A 14986-nucleotide genomic window follows, 5' to 3' on the forward strand; every position below is an offset into this window, starting at 1 on the left:
AGATCTTCCTTTTTAAACTACTCATGCAGGGATACTGCATGAGCATTTGGTTTTTAACTATGAATTAGTTTGGGCTTATAGTAATCGAAAGATTACTCGTCGTCACCTTTTTTACCGCCAGATTGGAACTTAGCGATGATGCCTTCAGCCACGTTACGTGGTGTTTCAGCGTATTTAGCGAATTCCATAGAATAAGTTGCACGACCTTGAGACATAGAACGCATATGAGTTGCGTAACCAAACATCTCAGAAAGTGGAACTTCTGCACGGATAGCTTTAGTACCACCAGGTAAATCGTCCATACCTTGAACAAGACCACGACGACGGTTTAAGTCACCCATGATATCGCCCATGTAGTCTTCTGGAGTTTCTACTTCAACTTTCATGATAGGTTCAAGCAAGATAGGATCTGCTTTCATGAAACCGTCACGGAATGCGTAAGAACCAGCCATTTTGAACGATAATTCGTCAGAGTCGACGTCATGGTAAGAACCATCGAACAATGTCGCTTTGATGCCAACAACTGGATAACCAGCTAGGACACCATTCTTCATACGTTCTTGGATACCTTTGTCAACCGCACCGAAGAATTCTTTAGGTACTACACCACCTACAACTTCTTCAGCGAACTCGTAATCTTTGCCAGCATCTTCAGCAAGTGGTTCTAAACGTACGTATACGTGACCAAACTTACCTTTACCACCAGTTTGACGTACGAACTTACCTTCTTGTTCAACTGATTTTTTGATCGTTTCACGGTAAGCTACCATTGGTTTACCAATGTTCGCTTCAACGTTGAATTCACGCTTCATACGGTCAACAATAATGTCAAGGTGAAGCTCACCCATACCAGCAATAATTGTTTGACCAGATTCTTCGTCAGTACGTACGCGGAATGAAGGGTCTTCTTTCGCCAAACGACCTAAAGCAACAGACATTTTTTCTTGGTCAGCTTTAGTTTTAGGCTCAACCGCAAGCGCAATTACTGGCTCTGGGAATTCCATACGCTCTAGTGTAATTACATTGTTTTCATCACATAATGTATCACCAGTCGTAGTATCTTTAAGACCTACACATGCTGCGATATCACCCGCACGAATTTCTTCAATATCGTGACGGTCATTTGCGTGCATCTGTACGATACGGCCAACACGTTCGCGCTTCATTTTAACTGGGTTATAGCAAGGGCTACCTGCTTTAAGCACACCAGAGTAAACACGTACGAATGTTAAGTTACCTACAAATTTGTCGTTCATGATTTTGAACGCAAGCGCAGAGAACGGAGCATCGTCAGACGCTTCACGAGAACCTTCAGTTTCGTCTTTGTCGTCAAGGATACCTTTAATCGCCTCGACATCAGTCGGCGCAGGTAAGAATTCAATTACAGCATCCAACATACGTTGAACACCTTTGTTTTTGAACGCTGAACCACATAGCATTGGTTGAATTTCATTCAACAATGTACGTGCACGTAAACCTGAAACGATTTCTTCTTTAGTTAACTCACCTTCTTCAAGGTACTTGTCCATGAGTTCTTCTGATGCTTCCGCAGCAGCTTCAACCATGTTAGTACGCCATTCGTTAGCTAGTTCAACTAATTCAGCAGGGATTTCGCCATATTCAAACTTCATACCTTGAGACGCTTCGTCCCAGATAATCGCTTTCATTTCGATTAGGTCAACAACACCCTGGAAGTTTTCTTCTGCACCGATTGGAACAACGATTGGCACTGGATTACCACCAAGACGTGTTTTAACTTGTTCAACAGCACGGAAGAAGTTCGCACCAGTACGGTCCATTTTGTTCACGAATGCAATACGTGGAACTTTATATTTATTTGCTTGACGCCATACAGTTTCAGACTGAGGTTGTACACCACCTACAGCACAGTAAACCATGCATGCACCGTCAAGAACACGCATAGAACGTTCAACTTCAATAGTGAAGTCTACGTGTCCTGGGGTATCAATTACGTTAATACGGTGCTGTTCGAATTGGTTACCCATCCCTTTCCAGAAGCATGTTACTGCCGCTGAGGTAATAGTAATACCACGTTCTTGCTCTTGTTCCATCCAGTCTGTAGTTGCAGAACCTTCGTGAGTTTCACCAAGTTTGTGACTCTCACCTGTGTAGAACAAAATACGTTCTGAAGTGGTAGTTTTACCAGCATCAATGTGCGCAGAGATACCAATGTTACGATAACGAGAAATTGGGGTTTGACGAGCCATGATTTCTAGCATTCCTAAATTTTGTTGTTTAAAACAGGACGCTTTAAGCTGCATAGCAACTTAAAGCGATTCGATGACAAAACAGTGACAACTGATTTGTCACCCTCCTGAATAGGGGCTGTTTTATCCGCTTAGAAACGGTAATGAGAGAAGGCTTTGTTGGCTTCAGCCATACGATGCACATCTTCACGTTTTTTGATCGCTGCGCCTTTACCTTCAGCTGCATCAAGCAACTCACCAGCAAGACGTAAAGCCATAGTTTTTTCAGAACGCTTAGCAGCAGCATCTACTAACCAACGCATAGCCAAGGCAGTACGACGGGATGGGCGTACTTCCATAGGCACTTGGTATGTAGCACCACCAACACGGCGTGCTTTTACTTCGACCATAGGACGAACTTTTTCAAGAGTAGTCTCGAAAAATTCAACTGGGTCTACTTTAGATTTTTCTTGAACGCGGTCTAAAGCACCGTAAACGATACTTTCAGCAATAGATTTTTTACCATCTTGCATTACGTGGTTCATGAATTTAGCGATTGTTTGGCTGCTGAACTTAGGATCCGGAAGGATTTCACGGGCAGCAACTACGCGACGTCTTGGCATTTTAATACACCTAATAAATATGACACTTCAGGTTACTCCAGCAGGTGCACAAAGTGTCATGTGCTTTCGCTGGCCTTACTATACGTCGCTTGGAATTTTCACAAAAAATGCAGAAATCAGACAAGCGAGACGATAAAGGATTGCAGTTCTAACGAACTAAGAAGTTAATCTTTTCAGATTATTTCTTAGGACGTTTAGCACCGTATTTAGAACGAGACTGGTTACGATCTTTAACACCAGCACAGTCTAAAGAACCACGAACGGTATGGTAACGTACACCCGGTAAATCTTTAACACGACCACCACGGATAAGAACAACACTGTGCTCTTGTAGGTTATGGCCTTCACCACCGATGTAGCTAGAAACTTCGAAACCTGAAGTTAAGCGAACACGGCAAACTTTACGCATTGCTGAGTTAGGTTTTTTAGGTGTAGTTGTGTAAACACGTGTACAAACACCACGACGTTGTGGACAAGCCTTCAACGCAGGAACTTTAGATTTTTCAACTAAAGTTGTACGACCCTTACGGATCAACTGATTTGTTGTTGCCATTTGGCAATTCTCCCGTTAATAAAAAGCCCCAAAAAATACTACTTTTTGAGGGCATGCAATTGTAAGCGAAGACTTAAAATTGGTCAACAATATACGATCATCGAAAACATTTATTCATCGTGATTTGCGCAATTTTTCAGCCACAAATAAATAGTTTATTTTTCAGAAGAATCTGCTGATTTTTTTGTAACTTTATCTACGGCTGCTGTTTTGGCTTTACGCGGCTTAGTTTTGGGTGCAGCTTTTTCCACTGGGACATCCTCCTGCTGTACAGATTCCAACACATCAAACTCATCTTTTTCAGCTAAAGTAGGTTTTTGCGCAGCCCCGGGTGCATGAGGCTCAACAACTTTCTCCGCAAGTGCCTCCAAACCTTCTGAGACTTTTTGTTCCTGCTCTACTTCCACTTCGGCTGCATCAGAGTTTTTAACTTGTGCTTTTTTGATGACTTTTACTGCGCGGATACTCTCATGACCTGCAACATCTATGGTCTGATCTAGTACCGGCTCAGCCAAATCAATATCTTTCGCCTTAATACCTTCTAGTAATTTAGGTGTTGCTTGAGCAAGCAACTCAAGAGAACGCTCATAGGCATGTAAAGGTGACAAGCTAATATCCTGATGCTGCAAAATATATTGGCGCGCATTAGAAAAGACTTGCTGTGCCTTCTGATTCACTTCATCCACTAAACGGCGACTATACACTACACTTACACCAACACTCGCCACAGGAGATAATCGTGATAGCTGATTTAACAATGAAACTTTTGGCATTTGATTGAGCCATGCCCACTTAAACTGACCATTTTCATCTAGTACATATTTTTTCAATGCTGCTGCATCAGTATCTGAACCCACCAATTGCTGCAATTGATGTAAATCACTATTTTGTAGCGTACTACTCAGAGCTTTTATTGCCATAAGCAAAGTTTGTTTTTCTGCAATTAAACTCAAGTCGACCTGTTTAAAAATAAACTGAACAATATCTTGGTCACTTTCTTTGCTTAAGTCGAAACCATAAGAACGTCCAACTTGATAAATCACTCGCAGAGTCATAATCAGTGAAGCAGGGATATCAATACTTGAACCAATGACACCTGTCGCACCTGTTAAAGCCCCTTGAATCGAAGCAATCCATTTATTTTGCTCACCCAGAGCCTGACTAATACGACGCGAACGATCGACATCTTGTGTCAACTCTTCTAAATCACGTACCCCAGCTTCATCCAGTACAGCATCTACAGATGAAATATCCGAACTAAAATGATTAAGTCGATCAAATAAATAATCAGAAATTTTGTCACTAAATTGAGGAGCAACAAAATTAGCCACATTATTTACAGTATTAAAATGTCGACCGAATAATTGTCTAGAAACATTTGGAACGTGTTCACGTAAGATTTGCTGCGGATTATCATATTTTTTTACATCAAATACGCCCGCTTGCCTTGACTGCCCCTCCAAGGTTTGACCATTTTTTTGAGGTTGAATGACCTTAGTTACGGATTCGGGTGCGACATGATTAATGATGGACACCCCAGTAGAACTGAACTTTTTAGCCACTCCAAAGGCGTTTGAGAGTAGACCTGCCGTTGGTTTATTATTCGTTTTCACCATTCCCTACCTCATTAAAACTATTCTTGAAATTATTGATAAATACTAGGTGTAGTCAAACTTTATCACAACTTGAATATGTATCTTTAAGTTAAGTTTTTTGCTGCAAAGTTGCAAATTAGCTCAGTCAACAATAGGCATAGGATTTGCCATAAGAATTCAAAAAGCTTTCTGCTATCATTATTCCAATCAAATTATATGAGTTCGCCTATTTAGAAAGTTTCCTTCGTATACTTTCTATAGCTTGCTCACACACTACCTATAAAGGATCTGTAGATGAAACGTGTTGTAATCACTGGTATGGGCATCAACTCATGCATTGGTAATACATTAGAAGATGTCACTCATTCTTTGCAAAACGGGATTTCTGGAACACGTTTCAACCCAAGTTATGCTGAACTTAATTTTAAAAGTCATGTCAGTGCGGCTGCAGAACAAAACTTTGACGGTATTGACCGCCGTTTAAAACGCTTTATGGGCGTATGCGCAATGTATGCATACAACTCAGCTTTGGCTGCGGTAGAAAATGCAGGCTTAACAGCAGAACAAATCGGTGGTAATCCACGTTACGGTATTGCGGGTGGGTCAGGTGGTGGTTCAACTGCATCTGTTGTTGAAATGAAAGAACTTCTAGACACCAAAGGTGCACGTAAAGTTGGTCCATTCTTTGTACCACGTAATATGACCAACACCATTACTGCAAACGTGGGTGTTGCATTTAAAATGCAAGGTATTGCACACACCATTACTAGCGCATGTGCAACATCTGCAGATGCCATTGGTTATGCATACAATTTGATTCAATTAGGCAAACAAGACTTAATGCTTGCCGGTGGTGGTGAAGAAGACCATTGGTCACAAAGTCTTTTATTTGATGCAATGGGCGCACTTTGTTCAAAATATAACGACACTCCAGAGACTGCTTCACGCCCTTACTCTGCTGACCGTGACGGTTTCGTGATCGCTGGCGGCGGTGGCTTCGTTGTACTAGAGTCACTTGAACATGCTCAAGCACGTGGTGCAAACATTTTGGCTGAAGTTGTCGGCTATGCAGCAAATTCTGACGGCGCTGACATGGTTGCACCATCGGGCGAAGGTGCGACGCGTTGTATCCTTATGGCTTTAGAAGAAGCTAAACAACATGGTGTAGATACCATCGACTATGTTAATACACACGGTACATCTACTCCGGCAGGCGATGTCACTGAACTTAAAGCGATGGAGCGTGCTTTCGGTGAAGGGCAAGTTCCTCCGCTCAGCTCGACCAAATCGATGACCGGTCACAGTCTGGGTGCTGCAGGTGTACAAGAAGCGATTTACTCTATTTTAATGATGCAAAATGACTTTATAGCACCAAATATCAACGTGACTGAACTTGACGAAGGTGCAAAACCTTTTGATATCGTACTTGAAAAACGTGATGCAAAATTGAATACTGTGATGAGTAACAGTTTTGGTTTTGGCGGTGTAAACGCTTGCCTCGTTTTCAAAAAATGGGAAGCATAATATAAAGTTTGCTGCTTTGGCGCTTCGGTGCCAAAGCACATACCCACCGCCCTTTTAAGGGTTAATATATGGATGCTCCATCAGATGCTTTCCTCTGGGTAAAAGCATTGCATATCATCGCAGTTGTTTGCTGGTTCGCAGCGCTATTCTATCTCCCTCGCCTTTATGTCTACCATGCTATGAGTGATGATGCTACGAGTCATCAGCGCTTTCAAATCATGGAACGTAAGCTATACCGCGGCATTATGTGGCCCGCTATGATTGCTACACTGATCACGGCGCACTTCCTCGTCGATTGGGGCGATGCAACACGACACTACCATGAAGCGCTTTGGTTCTATTTAAAAGTTGGATTGGTTGGACTATTGGTGATTTATCATTTTGTTTGTGGTTATTACCGTAAAAAGCTTATCGAAAATGCACATTATAAGTCGCATAAATTCTGGCGTTATTTTAATGAAATGCCCACTTTGATTTTATTTGCGGTTGTCATTTTAGTTGTAGTGAAGCCAAGCTTCTAAACGACTGTAAAAAAAGCCCCTACTCATTGGGGCTTTTTTATTTCTATATCAAAATGTTTATATACAAAAACTACAACTGCACACAGCTATCTAAAATATTCCAATTGTGTGCTCTAAATTGCTCACGCGGATACGGCACTTCAGCACACAACATCCCCTCTTTCTTAAAGAAACGTCGACCGTGGCTATTTTGATTCAACTGCATTAAATCAGTCGCACCCTGATTCAACAAATTAAAAATCATAATTCGATCATTCAAAATGTGCCCCGCAAGTACATAGCGCTCCCAAGGCACCCACTCTATATTGGACAAAGTATTGCCCAAATAATTTTTGATATGCCAAGATGAATACTGTCCCTGTTTTTAACCACCCTGCATCCTAAACGAATCATAAGAAAGCTCAGATAGCTGTGCCGCCTCTTCATATTGCTTAAACAATTGATTTGCAGTTTGATTTGGCAAATACAACCAATACATCAAGGAGGTATTCCAGCCCGATGACTGCTGCACCTGATCCAACACCGCATATATGCCATAGGCTTCCAATTGTGCTGCTGAGCGCAAACTCAACTGACTGGCACTTAAAGGCTCCAAATAAACTACTTGTCCAGTCTTTAACTGCTCATTACGTATAATTCAAACATAACGTGCCAGCCAGCTTTGAATCAACATCCTTTCAACCAATGAGTTCGGGCGCTCAAGCATCTGCTGCAATCTGTGATATTCAGCCATATAGCATCCAGCTTATCCTCTTTATTTAACGCAATATTGATCTGATAAAGGATCGCTAACTGATTTAAATACTTAAAGTCTGGATATGCGGAATTACTCGGCATACTTAAACTGCGGTATTGGTCTGCATGCTGCAACCATGTGTTAAAGCGCTGCAACGGCACCTTTTCTTGCTGTATCAACGCATCAAGCACCTGATGATGCTCAACAACAAATGCGCTAGCTGCCTTAGGATCATCGACCAGCAATTGCTGAAACTCCGCAACTAAATTCGTCTGTTCTTCTGACCACTTTTCACGTGTTAGCTTCGCATTCAATGGCTGGCCCAATACATTCTGATGCTCTTGCCCCAACAAACTAAATGCCCAATCTTGATGATAACGATAGCGCCCAACATTCAATGCCGAAAACCGATCTGCGGCATTCAGCCCAAGCAAGTTAAAATACGGCTCTTGTGTGTAATTTGAATGATAAGAAATTTCAGACTGCTGCCACTTGAGCACCCGAGGATCAATACGCTCATCCCACCGCAGCCAAAGACAAAAACACACAACAACTGCAAGCAACAGCAAGAAAATAAAGATGATTTTTTGTTTCATTGATTTCTTATTTTGAATTATTTCAGCCGCATTATATTCAACTTCACCATTCACGCATACAAAAAAAAGCCATCACAAGATGGCTTTTTTTACTTTAAACACAAATATTTATGCAGGAATACGAAGCACCTGACCTGGGAAAATGTCATCGGCATTTTTTAGCAAAGGACGGTTTGCTTCAAAAATTTTATTGTATTGATTTGCATCACCATAAAATTCTTTAGAGATTTTAGACAGGTTATCCCCCGACTTGACAGTATAGAACTTACTTTCAGGCTCAGGACTCGTCACTGTTAACTGATCATCCACTTGCGCCACATGATCAATATTCCCTACCGCCAAGATAATCTTTTCACGATCCGCTTGGCTTTGTACCTGACCTTTCACTGTCGCTAGATCTGAAGTACCGTTATAACTCACAGACAAACCAGTTACAGGCAAGCCCAGTGCTTTAATATGACCCAATAACTTATTGGCAATTTCTTGTGCAGATGGTTCAGAAGGTGTTGCTGGCGCTGCCTGAGGCTCTGCAGGTGCTGTATTTTTTTTACCGATACCTTTTACAAAATCAAAAAGACCCATGTTTTTCTCCGTTGTTTTTACTGTTTTAAATAATTTAACTATTGTTCAAACTCTATTTTTATAGCTAAAAAATAACCGCTTTTGAGTTGTTGTTGGTGACAGAAACGTAAGCTAATGTAAAAACAAAATATTCGGCATAAAAAAGCCACCGAATGGTGGCTTTTTAAATCAGCATCGCTGAAATCTAAAATTAACCTAGTTTCTTAGAAACATAGTCAATTGCAGATTGTACAGTAGTGATTTCGTTTGAATCTTCATCAGGAATAGTGATGTCGAAATCGTTTTCGAAAGACATAACTAATTCAACTAGGTCTAGAGAGTCTGCACCTAAGTCATCCATGAAAGAAGCTTCGTTTTTGATCTCGTCTGCTTTAAGACCAAGTTGTTCAGCTACTGCTTGTTTTACGCGTTGTTCGATATCGCTCACAGGAATTCTCCTCATTGCTTGTGGCGTTTTTAATGCCGTTAGTTTAATTGAATCTAAATCGTTTTGAAAGTTTATACTTGAGCGCTTAGCTCATGTATAAACCACCATTTACATGTAATACAGTTCCGGTAATGTAACTTGCCTTTTCAGAAGCAAGAAAACTTACGGCATTTGCGATATCTTGCGGCTCACCTAAACGGTTTAAAGCCACTTGATCACTCATCTTTTTACGAATTTCTTCGCTTAACTGTTCTGTCATTTCTGTTGCAATAAAGCCCGGAGCCACTGCATTCACAGTGATTTGGCGGCTTCCCATCTCTTTTGCAAGGCTGCGACCAAAGGCCTCAATCCCTGCTTTTGCAGCAGAATAGTTTGCTTGTCCTGGGTTAGCAAAATGTGCAACCACAGAACTAATATTAATAATTCGTCCAAAACGTGCTTTGGTCATGCCCTTTAAAACACGTTTAGAAAGTCGATAAACGGCTTTCAAATGAATGTTGAGAATGTCATCCCAATCATCTTCTGACATACGAAGTAACAAATTATCTTTGGTAATACCCGCATTGTTCACTAAAACCAATACAGAACCAAAGTTTTGCTCAATGTCTGATACCAATGCATCGATTGCAGTTGCATCACGTACATCTAGAACTTTACCCGCACCATTTTCAGCAAAAGCAGCAGATAATTTTTCCGCACCCGCTTCTGAAGTTGCAGTACCTACAACAAAATAACCGTCTTGAATCAATTGCTGAGCAATTGCTGCTCCAATCCCTCGGCTCGCACCTGTTACTAAAGCAACTTTGCGTTCTTGTGTCATGCAATTTTCCCTTCTGCCACTAAAATGGCATTCAGTGCATCTTCCATACGACCTTTCGTGTCGAGTGGGAATGCTTTTTCAATATTTGGCAAACGTTTTGCGAGATTCGCAAGGACATTACCCGGACCACATTCAGCAATGTACTGAATACCTTGGTCTTGCAAATACTGCATGGTCTTTGTCCACTGTACAGATTGGTATAACTGTGCAGTTAACGCCTGACGTAATTGCGCTACATCAGTCGCGATTTCAGCGCCTACATTTTGTATTACAGGTATAGTAGGCAGCTCAATGGCAGTTTGTTCCAATGCTGTCGCAAACTGTTCAGCAGCAGGTTTCATCAATGCACAATGCGATGGCACAGAAACCGGAAGTGCAATTGCCTTACCGCCATTTTCCTTAGCAGCAGCCATAACCGCTTCAACCATGGCTTTATCACCCGCAATGACAACTTGACCTTGTGCATTGTAGTTTGCAGCATCTACTGAACCTGGGCCTTCTGCTTGAGCACAAAGTTCAATGACTTTGACATCATCTAGACCCAAAATTGCCGCCATTGCACCTTGACCTTCAGGTACAGCACTTTGCATCAACTGACCACGTAGGTTCACCAGTTTAACGGCATCACCTAGGCTCATCGCTCCCGCAGCAACCAAGGCGCTGTATTCACCTAATGAGTGACCTGCAAGGTATTTCGGTGCAACACCACCTAACTCTAACCACACACGCCATAAAGCAATACTGGCAGTCAGTAGTACAGGTTGAGTAAATTCTGTTTGGTTTAACCCTTCACCACTTTGCGCAATTTGCCAAAGATCAAAGCCAGCCGCTTCTGATGCTTCTGCAAATGTTGCTTGCACACTACTAAACTGTTCTGCAAGTTCAGCGAGCATGCCGACTTTCTGTGACCCTTGACCCGGGAACACGAATGCAGTTTTAGTAGCTTGAGCTGCTTGCTCGAGTTGTTTAGCAGACATAAAAAAATCCTTTATCAAGACTGGTGAATTTATGCTATTTGGACATTTATTCAACACAATCCCATGTAAGCTTGTTTCAGGGACGGAAATTTAACACTTAATTTTTGTCTTGGTAATTGCCAAATGCAACAAAAAATCGGTACAAAAAAAGGGAGCTTAACGCTCCCATTTTTTCTACTAAGCTTGACGCTTAATACATCACCAATTATTCAGCAGATGCTTTAGCGAATAATTGACGACCACGGTAGATACCATCTTTAGATACGTGGTGACGACGGTGAGTCTCGCCAGTAGCTTGGTCTACAGTTAATGCATTCTCGGTTAAAGCGTCATGTGAACGGCGCATGTCACGGCGAGAGCGACTTTTACGGTTTTGCTGAACGGCCATGATGGCTCCTTACAAAGATCGAAAAAATGGATCAGAACAAATTCGATTGTCTTATACTCAAGAGTATAACACAAAAATTAGTTAAGTTTACCCTTCAAACCTGCCAAAACATCAAACGGGTTGTCCCGTTTTTCTTCAACAAGCTCTTCAGCGGCAGGTTGATGCTTATGTTCACAAGCGTCATGCTTAGGTGACAAAGGCATCAACAATAACAATTCATCCTCTATCAGTGAGAGTAAATCAGCAGTCGCAGGCGCATCATATGAACCTTTGGTTGTTGCTTCACTTTCACCTAAAACGATGAAATCAGCATCCTCATCCAAGCGCTCTATCAGTGACTCGTCATCTACAAGAGCTAGATGAAAACTTGAAACAAACGGGATCTCAACAGTATCCAGACAACGCTGGCATTCCATTGGAACATTTGTTTCAACATGACCATCTAGCCATACAATGCGATGATAAGCATCCATTGATAGCTTACAGTCTATGTTAATCAATTGATCATCAATTGATCCAACAGCTTCACGAGCAATACGAACAAAGCGAGATAATGGCAGTGTTCCTGACCATTTAAAGCCCTGTTCAGCCCATTTAAACGGCTCAATCTGTGCCGGAAAGGTATTTGCTGACATAATTAAGGCGGCAATTCTACAAATTCATCAGTACTCTGTCAAAGATTAAGATACAATTTTGTACTTATTTAGACAGACCATTTGGGTAACTTAAGTTATGCATCTGTTGCAGCCGCAAACAGAAGTGAATATTTCATCACTTATGAGCACAATTTCAACGCTTGATTCTGACATTTCAACCGACCAAGTGCAACTCTCGGCTTGGGAGAAACTTTCCACAGAAACAGAACACGTCGATTGGCTCATCTTACACTTTAATCATTGGTTTTCCCACCTGAATGTGAGCTTAGTGAAAGGTGACTTTGAGCCCGAGTACTTTCCTGCTGATTCAAACGGCCCTGCCCGTATTCAATTTGCTCATGGTTATTTCAATAGCGCTTTGCATGAAATTAGCCATTGGACTATTGCTGGCGAGCAACGCCGTTTACTTCCCGATTTAGGCTATTGGTATGCACCAGATGGTCGCAGCAAAGAGCAACAAGCCCTCTTTGAACAGGTAGAAATTAAGCCCCAAGCGATCGAATGGTTATTTGCCAAAGCCTTTGGACGTAAGTTTCGTGTATCACTCGATAACCTCACTGGTGAAGGAGGAGATGGCAGCAGCTTTAAAGATAATGTCTATGCACAATTACAGGCTTATTTTAAAGGTGAAGCCAAACTTCCACGCGATGCTTGGCGCTTTATCCAATGCATTTGCCACTGTACACGTGCTGGCAAAATGTTACAGGCGAATGAATTTCAACGTGAAATGCTTGATTAAATTATACAATTTGACTGCATTTCACGTTGCACAAAGCGAATAGACCGCGACATAATGTCTAGAGCTTTTAATAATAAGAGGAAAACGACATGTTGCATTTAAGAATACATCCGGAAAATCCTCAACCCCGTTTAATTACGCAAGCCGTTGAACGGATTCGTGCCGGCGATGTGGTGGTTTATCCCACAGATGCCGCCTATGCCATCGGTTGCCAGATTGGGAACAAAAATGCCATGGAACGCATTGCCCAAATTCGTCAGCTCGATGCTAAACATCAATATGCGATTATTTGTGCAGATTTATCTGACATTGCCACGTATGCCAAAGTCGACAATGCCATGTATCGTTTATTGAAAAATAACACCCCTGCGGTCACCACCTTTATTTTGCCTGCGACCAGTGAAGTTCCTCGCCGTTTAATGCATCCTAAAAAGAAAACCATTGGACTGCGTATTCCGAGCAACCCGATTTGCCAATTGTTACTCAAAGAACTCGGTGAACCTTTATTAACATCGACCTTAATTTTACCGGGCCAAAAAGAACCGATTGATGATCCTTACGAAATTGAACTGCAAATCGGCAAAAGAATAGATGTATTAATTGATGGCGGTTTAGGTACTTTAAATACCACTAGCGTTGTAAACCTTGCAGGTGAATACCCTGAAGTGATTCGCCGTGGTGTCGGTGATGTCAGTGCCTTTGAATAGCATGTACTGTTAAATACATGCTGTTACCGATCAGAGGCACAGCATGTAAAAGTCCTCTGCTCAAAACGCGGTTAAAGCACCTTTCGATAAAGGAATCGACCTGATGACTTTATTTCAAATGTTACTCAAGCTGCAAAATGCGACAGACCTCAGTGTCTCCGAGCAAAGCAGTCTCAATCATTTTGCTATATATGCCACTGAGCCTTGGACTTTAGAATCCACGGCTCAACTAAGGGCAATAGATAAAAATTTAATTTCACCAATAGCGACAACACCGCCGCAGGTTTTTCGTTATTTTCTGCATGCATCAACGGTCAAATCACTGTTTAAACGTAAAGCTAATCAAAATCTCTGCTCGCAAGCGCAGTGCCAACTCATCATCGAATTTGCACTTGAGCAGAGAGTCTTACCAACAGGCTCAAAACCTTGATAGTGCGCTTTTCCTCAAGCGCTATAAAGCTGCATAAATTCTTTTAAATGAATTTTTTGTTGCCCTTGCTCATCAAAATTATTTGTATCGAGCCATGCTGCATAAGCTTGAGACAACATTGGCCAATCCTGATCCAACATCGCAAACCAAGCGGTATTACGATTACGACCTTTCACAATCACATGTTGACGAAACAACCCTTCAAATTGAAAGCCAAAACGCAAAGCAGCATTTTTCGAAGGCGTGTTCAAGTCATCACACTTCCACTCCACCCGTCGATAACCTGCTGCAAAGCACGCTTTTAACAATAGATAAATGGTTTCTGTTGCTGCGGTTGATTGCTTCATTAAACTTGAAAAATAGACATTGCCAATTTCGATGACAGCATGTGCTGGGCGTACATTGAGCAAACCAACCCATCCTACAATGGCATCACCAACTTCAATGACATAATGCATCGAACCTGCTAGATGAAAGGATTGCTGAAAATAATCACGCAATTGCTGCATGCTTTGAATTTGAGAATAAGGCAAATACGTCCAACAGCGTTCATCGGGTTCTTGTTGTACTGTCTGCCATAGCCGCTGTAAAAGACTATCATCAAGCTGATCGGGCAACATCGGAATAAGTCGAACAGATTGCCCCACTTCGGTTTTACATCTGAACTGGCATAGTTCAAACTGCGCCAACGTCATCCCTACGGCCTGACCCCATTGATTATATTGTTGTGGCATAGCAAATATACTTTTAGTCAATTCATTCAAATCATTTCATGCTGGACGCCCATCATCCAGATATCACAGCTTAAATGAGTTCATGGATTGATGAGTGTATTTTTTACAATTAACACAAGATGTGATCGATATCACAGCTTTAAAATTTTACATGTGTATAAATAAAGCCTA

Annotated in this window: 19 protein-coding genes; 5 read left to right on the top strand and 14 right to left on the bottom strand. The window is 41.7% G+C overall.

Translation table 11 applies throughout. The features are described 5' to 3' along the window. Positions 1 to 92: 92 nt before the first annotated feature. From fusA to FTT77_RS04140, 4 genes are all read right to left on the bottom strand, one after another. Positions 93 to 2228 carry an elongation factor G gene (fusA, locus tag FTT77_RS04125; protein WP_180004228.1) on the bottom strand — a complete coding sequence of 712 codons (2136 nt, stop codon included), beginning with the start codon at positions 2226 to 2228 and terminating at the stop codon, positions 93 to 95. A gap of 131 nt (positions 2229 to 2359) precedes the next feature. After that, entirely contained in the window at positions 2360 to 2830 is a 471-nt protein-coding gene (gene rpsG / locus FTT77_RS04130) for a 30S ribosomal protein S7 (RefSeq protein ID WP_005011815.1), read from the bottom strand. A gap of 178 nt (positions 2831 to 3008) precedes the next feature. After that, entirely contained in the window at positions 3009 to 3383 is a 375-nt protein-coding gene (gene rpsL, locus FTT77_RS04135) for a 30S ribosomal protein S12 (RefSeq protein WP_000246374.1), read from the bottom strand. Positions 3384 to 3538: 155 nt separating this feature from the next. Beyond that, positions 3539 to 4999, bottom strand: a complete 1461-nt coding sequence (locus FTT77_RS04140) for an EcsC family protein (RefSeq protein ID WP_180073192.1) — start codon at positions 4997 to 4999, stop codon at positions 3539 to 3541. A 273-nt stretch (positions 5000 to 5272) separates the two neighbouring features. On the opposite strand from FTT77_RS04140, the gene FTT77_RS04145 reads away from it, so the two are divergent. Together FTT77_RS04145 and hemJ are read left to right on the top strand one after the other, a co-directional pair. Further along, positions 5273 to 6502: a beta-ketoacyl synthase N-terminal-like domain-containing protein gene (locus tag FTT77_RS04145; protein ID WP_111885033.1), complete on the top strand. Its 1230-nt coding sequence runs from the start codon at positions 5273 to 5275 to the stop codon at positions 6500 to 6502. A 68-nt stretch (positions 6503 to 6570) separates the two neighbouring features. Then, positions 6571 to 7023 (top strand): protoporphyrinogen oxidase HemJ, encoded by a 453-nt coding sequence (gene hemJ / locus FTT77_RS04150; protein ID WP_180022661.1) that lies wholly within the window; start codon positions 6571 to 6573, stop codon positions 7021 to 7023. A gap of 70 nt (positions 7024 to 7093) precedes the next feature. Here the strand turns inward: hemJ and FTT77_RS04155 are convergent, their stop codons facing one another. The 9 genes from FTT77_RS04155 to FTT77_RS04195 all read right to left on the bottom strand — a co-directional run bounded on the left by FTT77_RS04155 (position 7094) and on the right by FTT77_RS04195 (position 12184). Then, positions 7094 to 7336, bottom strand: a complete 243-nt coding sequence (locus tag FTT77_RS04155) for a hypothetical protein (protein WP_180022662.1) — start codon at positions 7334 to 7336, stop codon at positions 7094 to 7096. A gap of 51 nt (positions 7337 to 7387) precedes the next feature. Further along, on the bottom strand, positions 7388 to 7618 hold the full coding sequence (locus tag FTT77_RS04160; RefSeq protein ID WP_180022663.1) for a hypothetical protein: 231 nt from the start codon (positions 7616 to 7618) through the stop codon (positions 7388 to 7390). Between the two features lie 71 nt (positions 7619 to 7689). Then, the gene (locus tag FTT77_RS04165) at positions 7690 to 8355 is read right to left on the bottom strand and encodes a hypothetical protein (protein ID WP_180108964.1); all 666 of its coding nucleotides are present in this window, start codon (positions 8353 to 8355) and stop codon (positions 7690 to 7692) included. 108 nt (positions 8356 to 8463) lie between these two features. After that, positions 8464 to 8937, bottom strand: coding sequence for a peptidoglycan-binding protein LysM (lysM, locus tag FTT77_RS04170; protein ID WP_078190053.1), 474 nt, complete (start codon positions 8935 to 8937; stop codon positions 8464 to 8466). Positions 8938 to 9127: 190 nt separating this feature from the next. Then, complete coding sequence (acpP, locus tag FTT77_RS04175) at positions 9128 to 9364, bottom strand: acyl carrier protein (protein WP_078190054.1); 237 nt, start codon at positions 9362 to 9364, stop codon at positions 9128 to 9130. A gap of 85 nt (positions 9365 to 9449) precedes the next feature. After that, on the bottom strand, positions 9450 to 10184 hold the full coding sequence (fabG, locus tag FTT77_RS04180) for a 3-oxoacyl-ACP reductase FabG (RefSeq protein WP_078190055.1): 735 nt from the start codon (positions 10182 to 10184) through the stop codon (positions 9450 to 9452). Next, the gene (gene fabD, locus FTT77_RS04185) at positions 10181 to 11161 is read right to left on the bottom strand and encodes an ACP S-malonyltransferase (RefSeq protein ID WP_180073191.1); all 981 of its coding nucleotides are present in this window, start codon (positions 11159 to 11161) and stop codon (positions 10181 to 10183) included. Before fabD ends, fabG begins: the two co-directional genes overlap by 4 nt. A 205-nt stretch (positions 11162 to 11366) precedes the next feature. Beyond that, positions 11367 to 11549 carry a 50S ribosomal protein L32 gene (gene rpmF / locus FTT77_RS04190; protein ID WP_004279227.1) on the bottom strand — a complete coding sequence of 61 codons (183 nt, stop codon included), beginning with the start codon at positions 11547 to 11549 and terminating at the stop codon, positions 11367 to 11369. A gap of 77 nt (positions 11550 to 11626) precedes the next feature. Next, positions 11627 to 12184 carry a DUF177 domain-containing protein gene (locus FTT77_RS04195; RefSeq protein WP_180108965.1) on the bottom strand — a complete coding sequence of 186 codons (558 nt, stop codon included), beginning with the start codon at positions 12182 to 12184 and terminating at the stop codon, positions 11627 to 11629. A 97-nt stretch (positions 12185 to 12281) separates the two neighbouring features. Between FTT77_RS04195 and FTT77_RS04200 the strand changes: the two genes are divergently transcribed. The 3 genes from FTT77_RS04200 to FTT77_RS04210 all read left to right on the top strand — a co-directional run bounded on the left by FTT77_RS04200 (position 12282) and on the right by FTT77_RS04210 (position 14081). Then, positions 12282 to 12944 (top strand): elongation factor P hydroxylase, encoded by a 663-nt coding sequence (locus FTT77_RS04200; protein ID WP_180026727.1) that lies wholly within the window; start codon positions 12282 to 12284, stop codon positions 12942 to 12944. A gap of 89 nt (positions 12945 to 13033) precedes the next feature. Next, entirely contained in the window at positions 13034 to 13651 is a 618-nt protein-coding gene (locus tag FTT77_RS04205; protein ID WP_078190059.1) for an L-threonylcarbamoyladenylate synthase, read from the top strand. A gap of 103 nt (positions 13652 to 13754) precedes the next feature. Beyond that, a complete protein-coding gene (locus FTT77_RS04210; RefSeq protein WP_180108966.1) occupies positions 13755 to 14081 on the top strand; it encodes a hypothetical protein in 327 nt (108 codons plus the stop codon). Positions 14082 to 14095: 14 nt separating this feature from the next. Here FTT77_RS04210 and FTT77_RS04215 read toward each other — a convergent pair whose 3' ends face one another. Continuing rightward, complete coding sequence (locus FTT77_RS04215; RefSeq protein WP_180108967.1) at positions 14096 to 14815, bottom strand: GNAT family N-acetyltransferase; 720 nt, start codon at positions 14813 to 14815, stop codon at positions 14096 to 14098. Positions 14816 to 14986: the final 171 nt, after the last annotated feature.

The sequence above is a fragment of the Acinetobacter sp. YH01010 genome, assembly GCF_013420775.1.
Classification (GTDB): domain Bacteria; phylum Pseudomonadota; class Gammaproteobacteria; order Pseudomonadales; family Moraxellaceae; genus Acinetobacter; species Acinetobacter amyesii.

What these genes read in the sequence shown, in the direction of transcription:
- rpsL (WP_000246374.1), bottom strand. Translation starts at nt 3,383, where the DNA reads ATGGCAACAACAAATCAGTTGATCCGTAAGGGTCGTACAACTTTAGTT.
- rpmF (WP_004279227.1), bottom strand. Translation starts at nt 11,549, where the DNA reads ATGGCCGTTCAGCAAAACCGTAAAAGTCGCTCTCGCCGTGACATGCGC.
- FTT77_RS04145 (WP_111885033.1), top strand. Translation starts at nt 5,273, where the DNA reads ATGAAACGTGTTGTAATCACTGGTATGGGCATCAACTCATGCATTGGT.
- FTT77_RS04140 (WP_180073192.1), bottom strand. Translation starts at nt 4,999, where the DNA reads ATGGTGAAAACGAATAATAAACCAACGGCAGGTCTACTCTCAAACGCC.
- FTT77_RS04210 (WP_180108966.1), top strand. Translation starts at nt 13,755, where the DNA reads ATGACTTTATTTCAAATGTTACTCAAGCTGCAAAATGCGACAGACCTC.
- FTT77_RS04215 (WP_180108967.1), bottom strand. Translation starts at nt 14,815, where the DNA reads ATGCCACAACAATATAATCAATGGGGTCAGGCCGTAGGGATGACGTTG.
- FTT77_RS04165 (WP_180108964.1), bottom strand. Translation starts at nt 8,355, where the DNA reads ATGAAACAAAAAATCATCTTTATTTTCTTGCTGTTGCTTGCAGTTGTT.
- FTT77_RS04200 (WP_180026727.1), top strand. Translation starts at nt 12,282, where the DNA reads ATGCATCTGTTGCAGCCGCAAACAGAAGTGAATATTTCATCACTTATG.
- FTT77_RS04205 (WP_078190059.1), top strand. Translation starts at nt 13,034, where the DNA reads ATGTTGCATTTAAGAATACATCCGGAAAATCCTCAACCCCGTTTAATT.
- fusA (WP_180004228.1), bottom strand. Translation starts at nt 2,228, where the DNA reads ATGGCTCGTCAAACCCCAATTTCTCGTTATCGTAACATTGGTATCTCT.
- fabD (WP_180073191.1), bottom strand. Translation starts at nt 11,161, where the DNA reads ATGTCTGCTAAACAACTCGAGCAAGCAGCTCAAGCTACTAAAACTGCA.
- rpsG (WP_005011815.1), bottom strand. Translation starts at nt 2,830, where the DNA reads ATGCCAAGACGTCGCGTAGTTGCTGCCCGTGAAATCCTTCCGGATCCT.
- hemJ (WP_180022661.1), top strand. Translation starts at nt 6,571, where the DNA reads ATGGATGCTCCATCAGATGCTTTCCTCTGGGTAAAAGCATTGCATATC.
- FTT77_RS04195 (WP_180108965.1), bottom strand. Translation starts at nt 12,184, where the DNA reads ATGTCAGCAAATACCTTTCCGGCACAGATTGAGCCGTTTAAATGGGCT.
- lysM (WP_078190053.1), bottom strand. Translation starts at nt 8,937, where the DNA reads ATGGGTCTTTTTGATTTTGTAAAAGGTATCGGTAAAAAAAATACAGCA.
- fabG (WP_078190055.1), bottom strand. Translation starts at nt 10,184, where the DNA reads ATGACACAAGAACGCAAAGTTGCTTTAGTAACAGGTGCGAGCCGAGGG.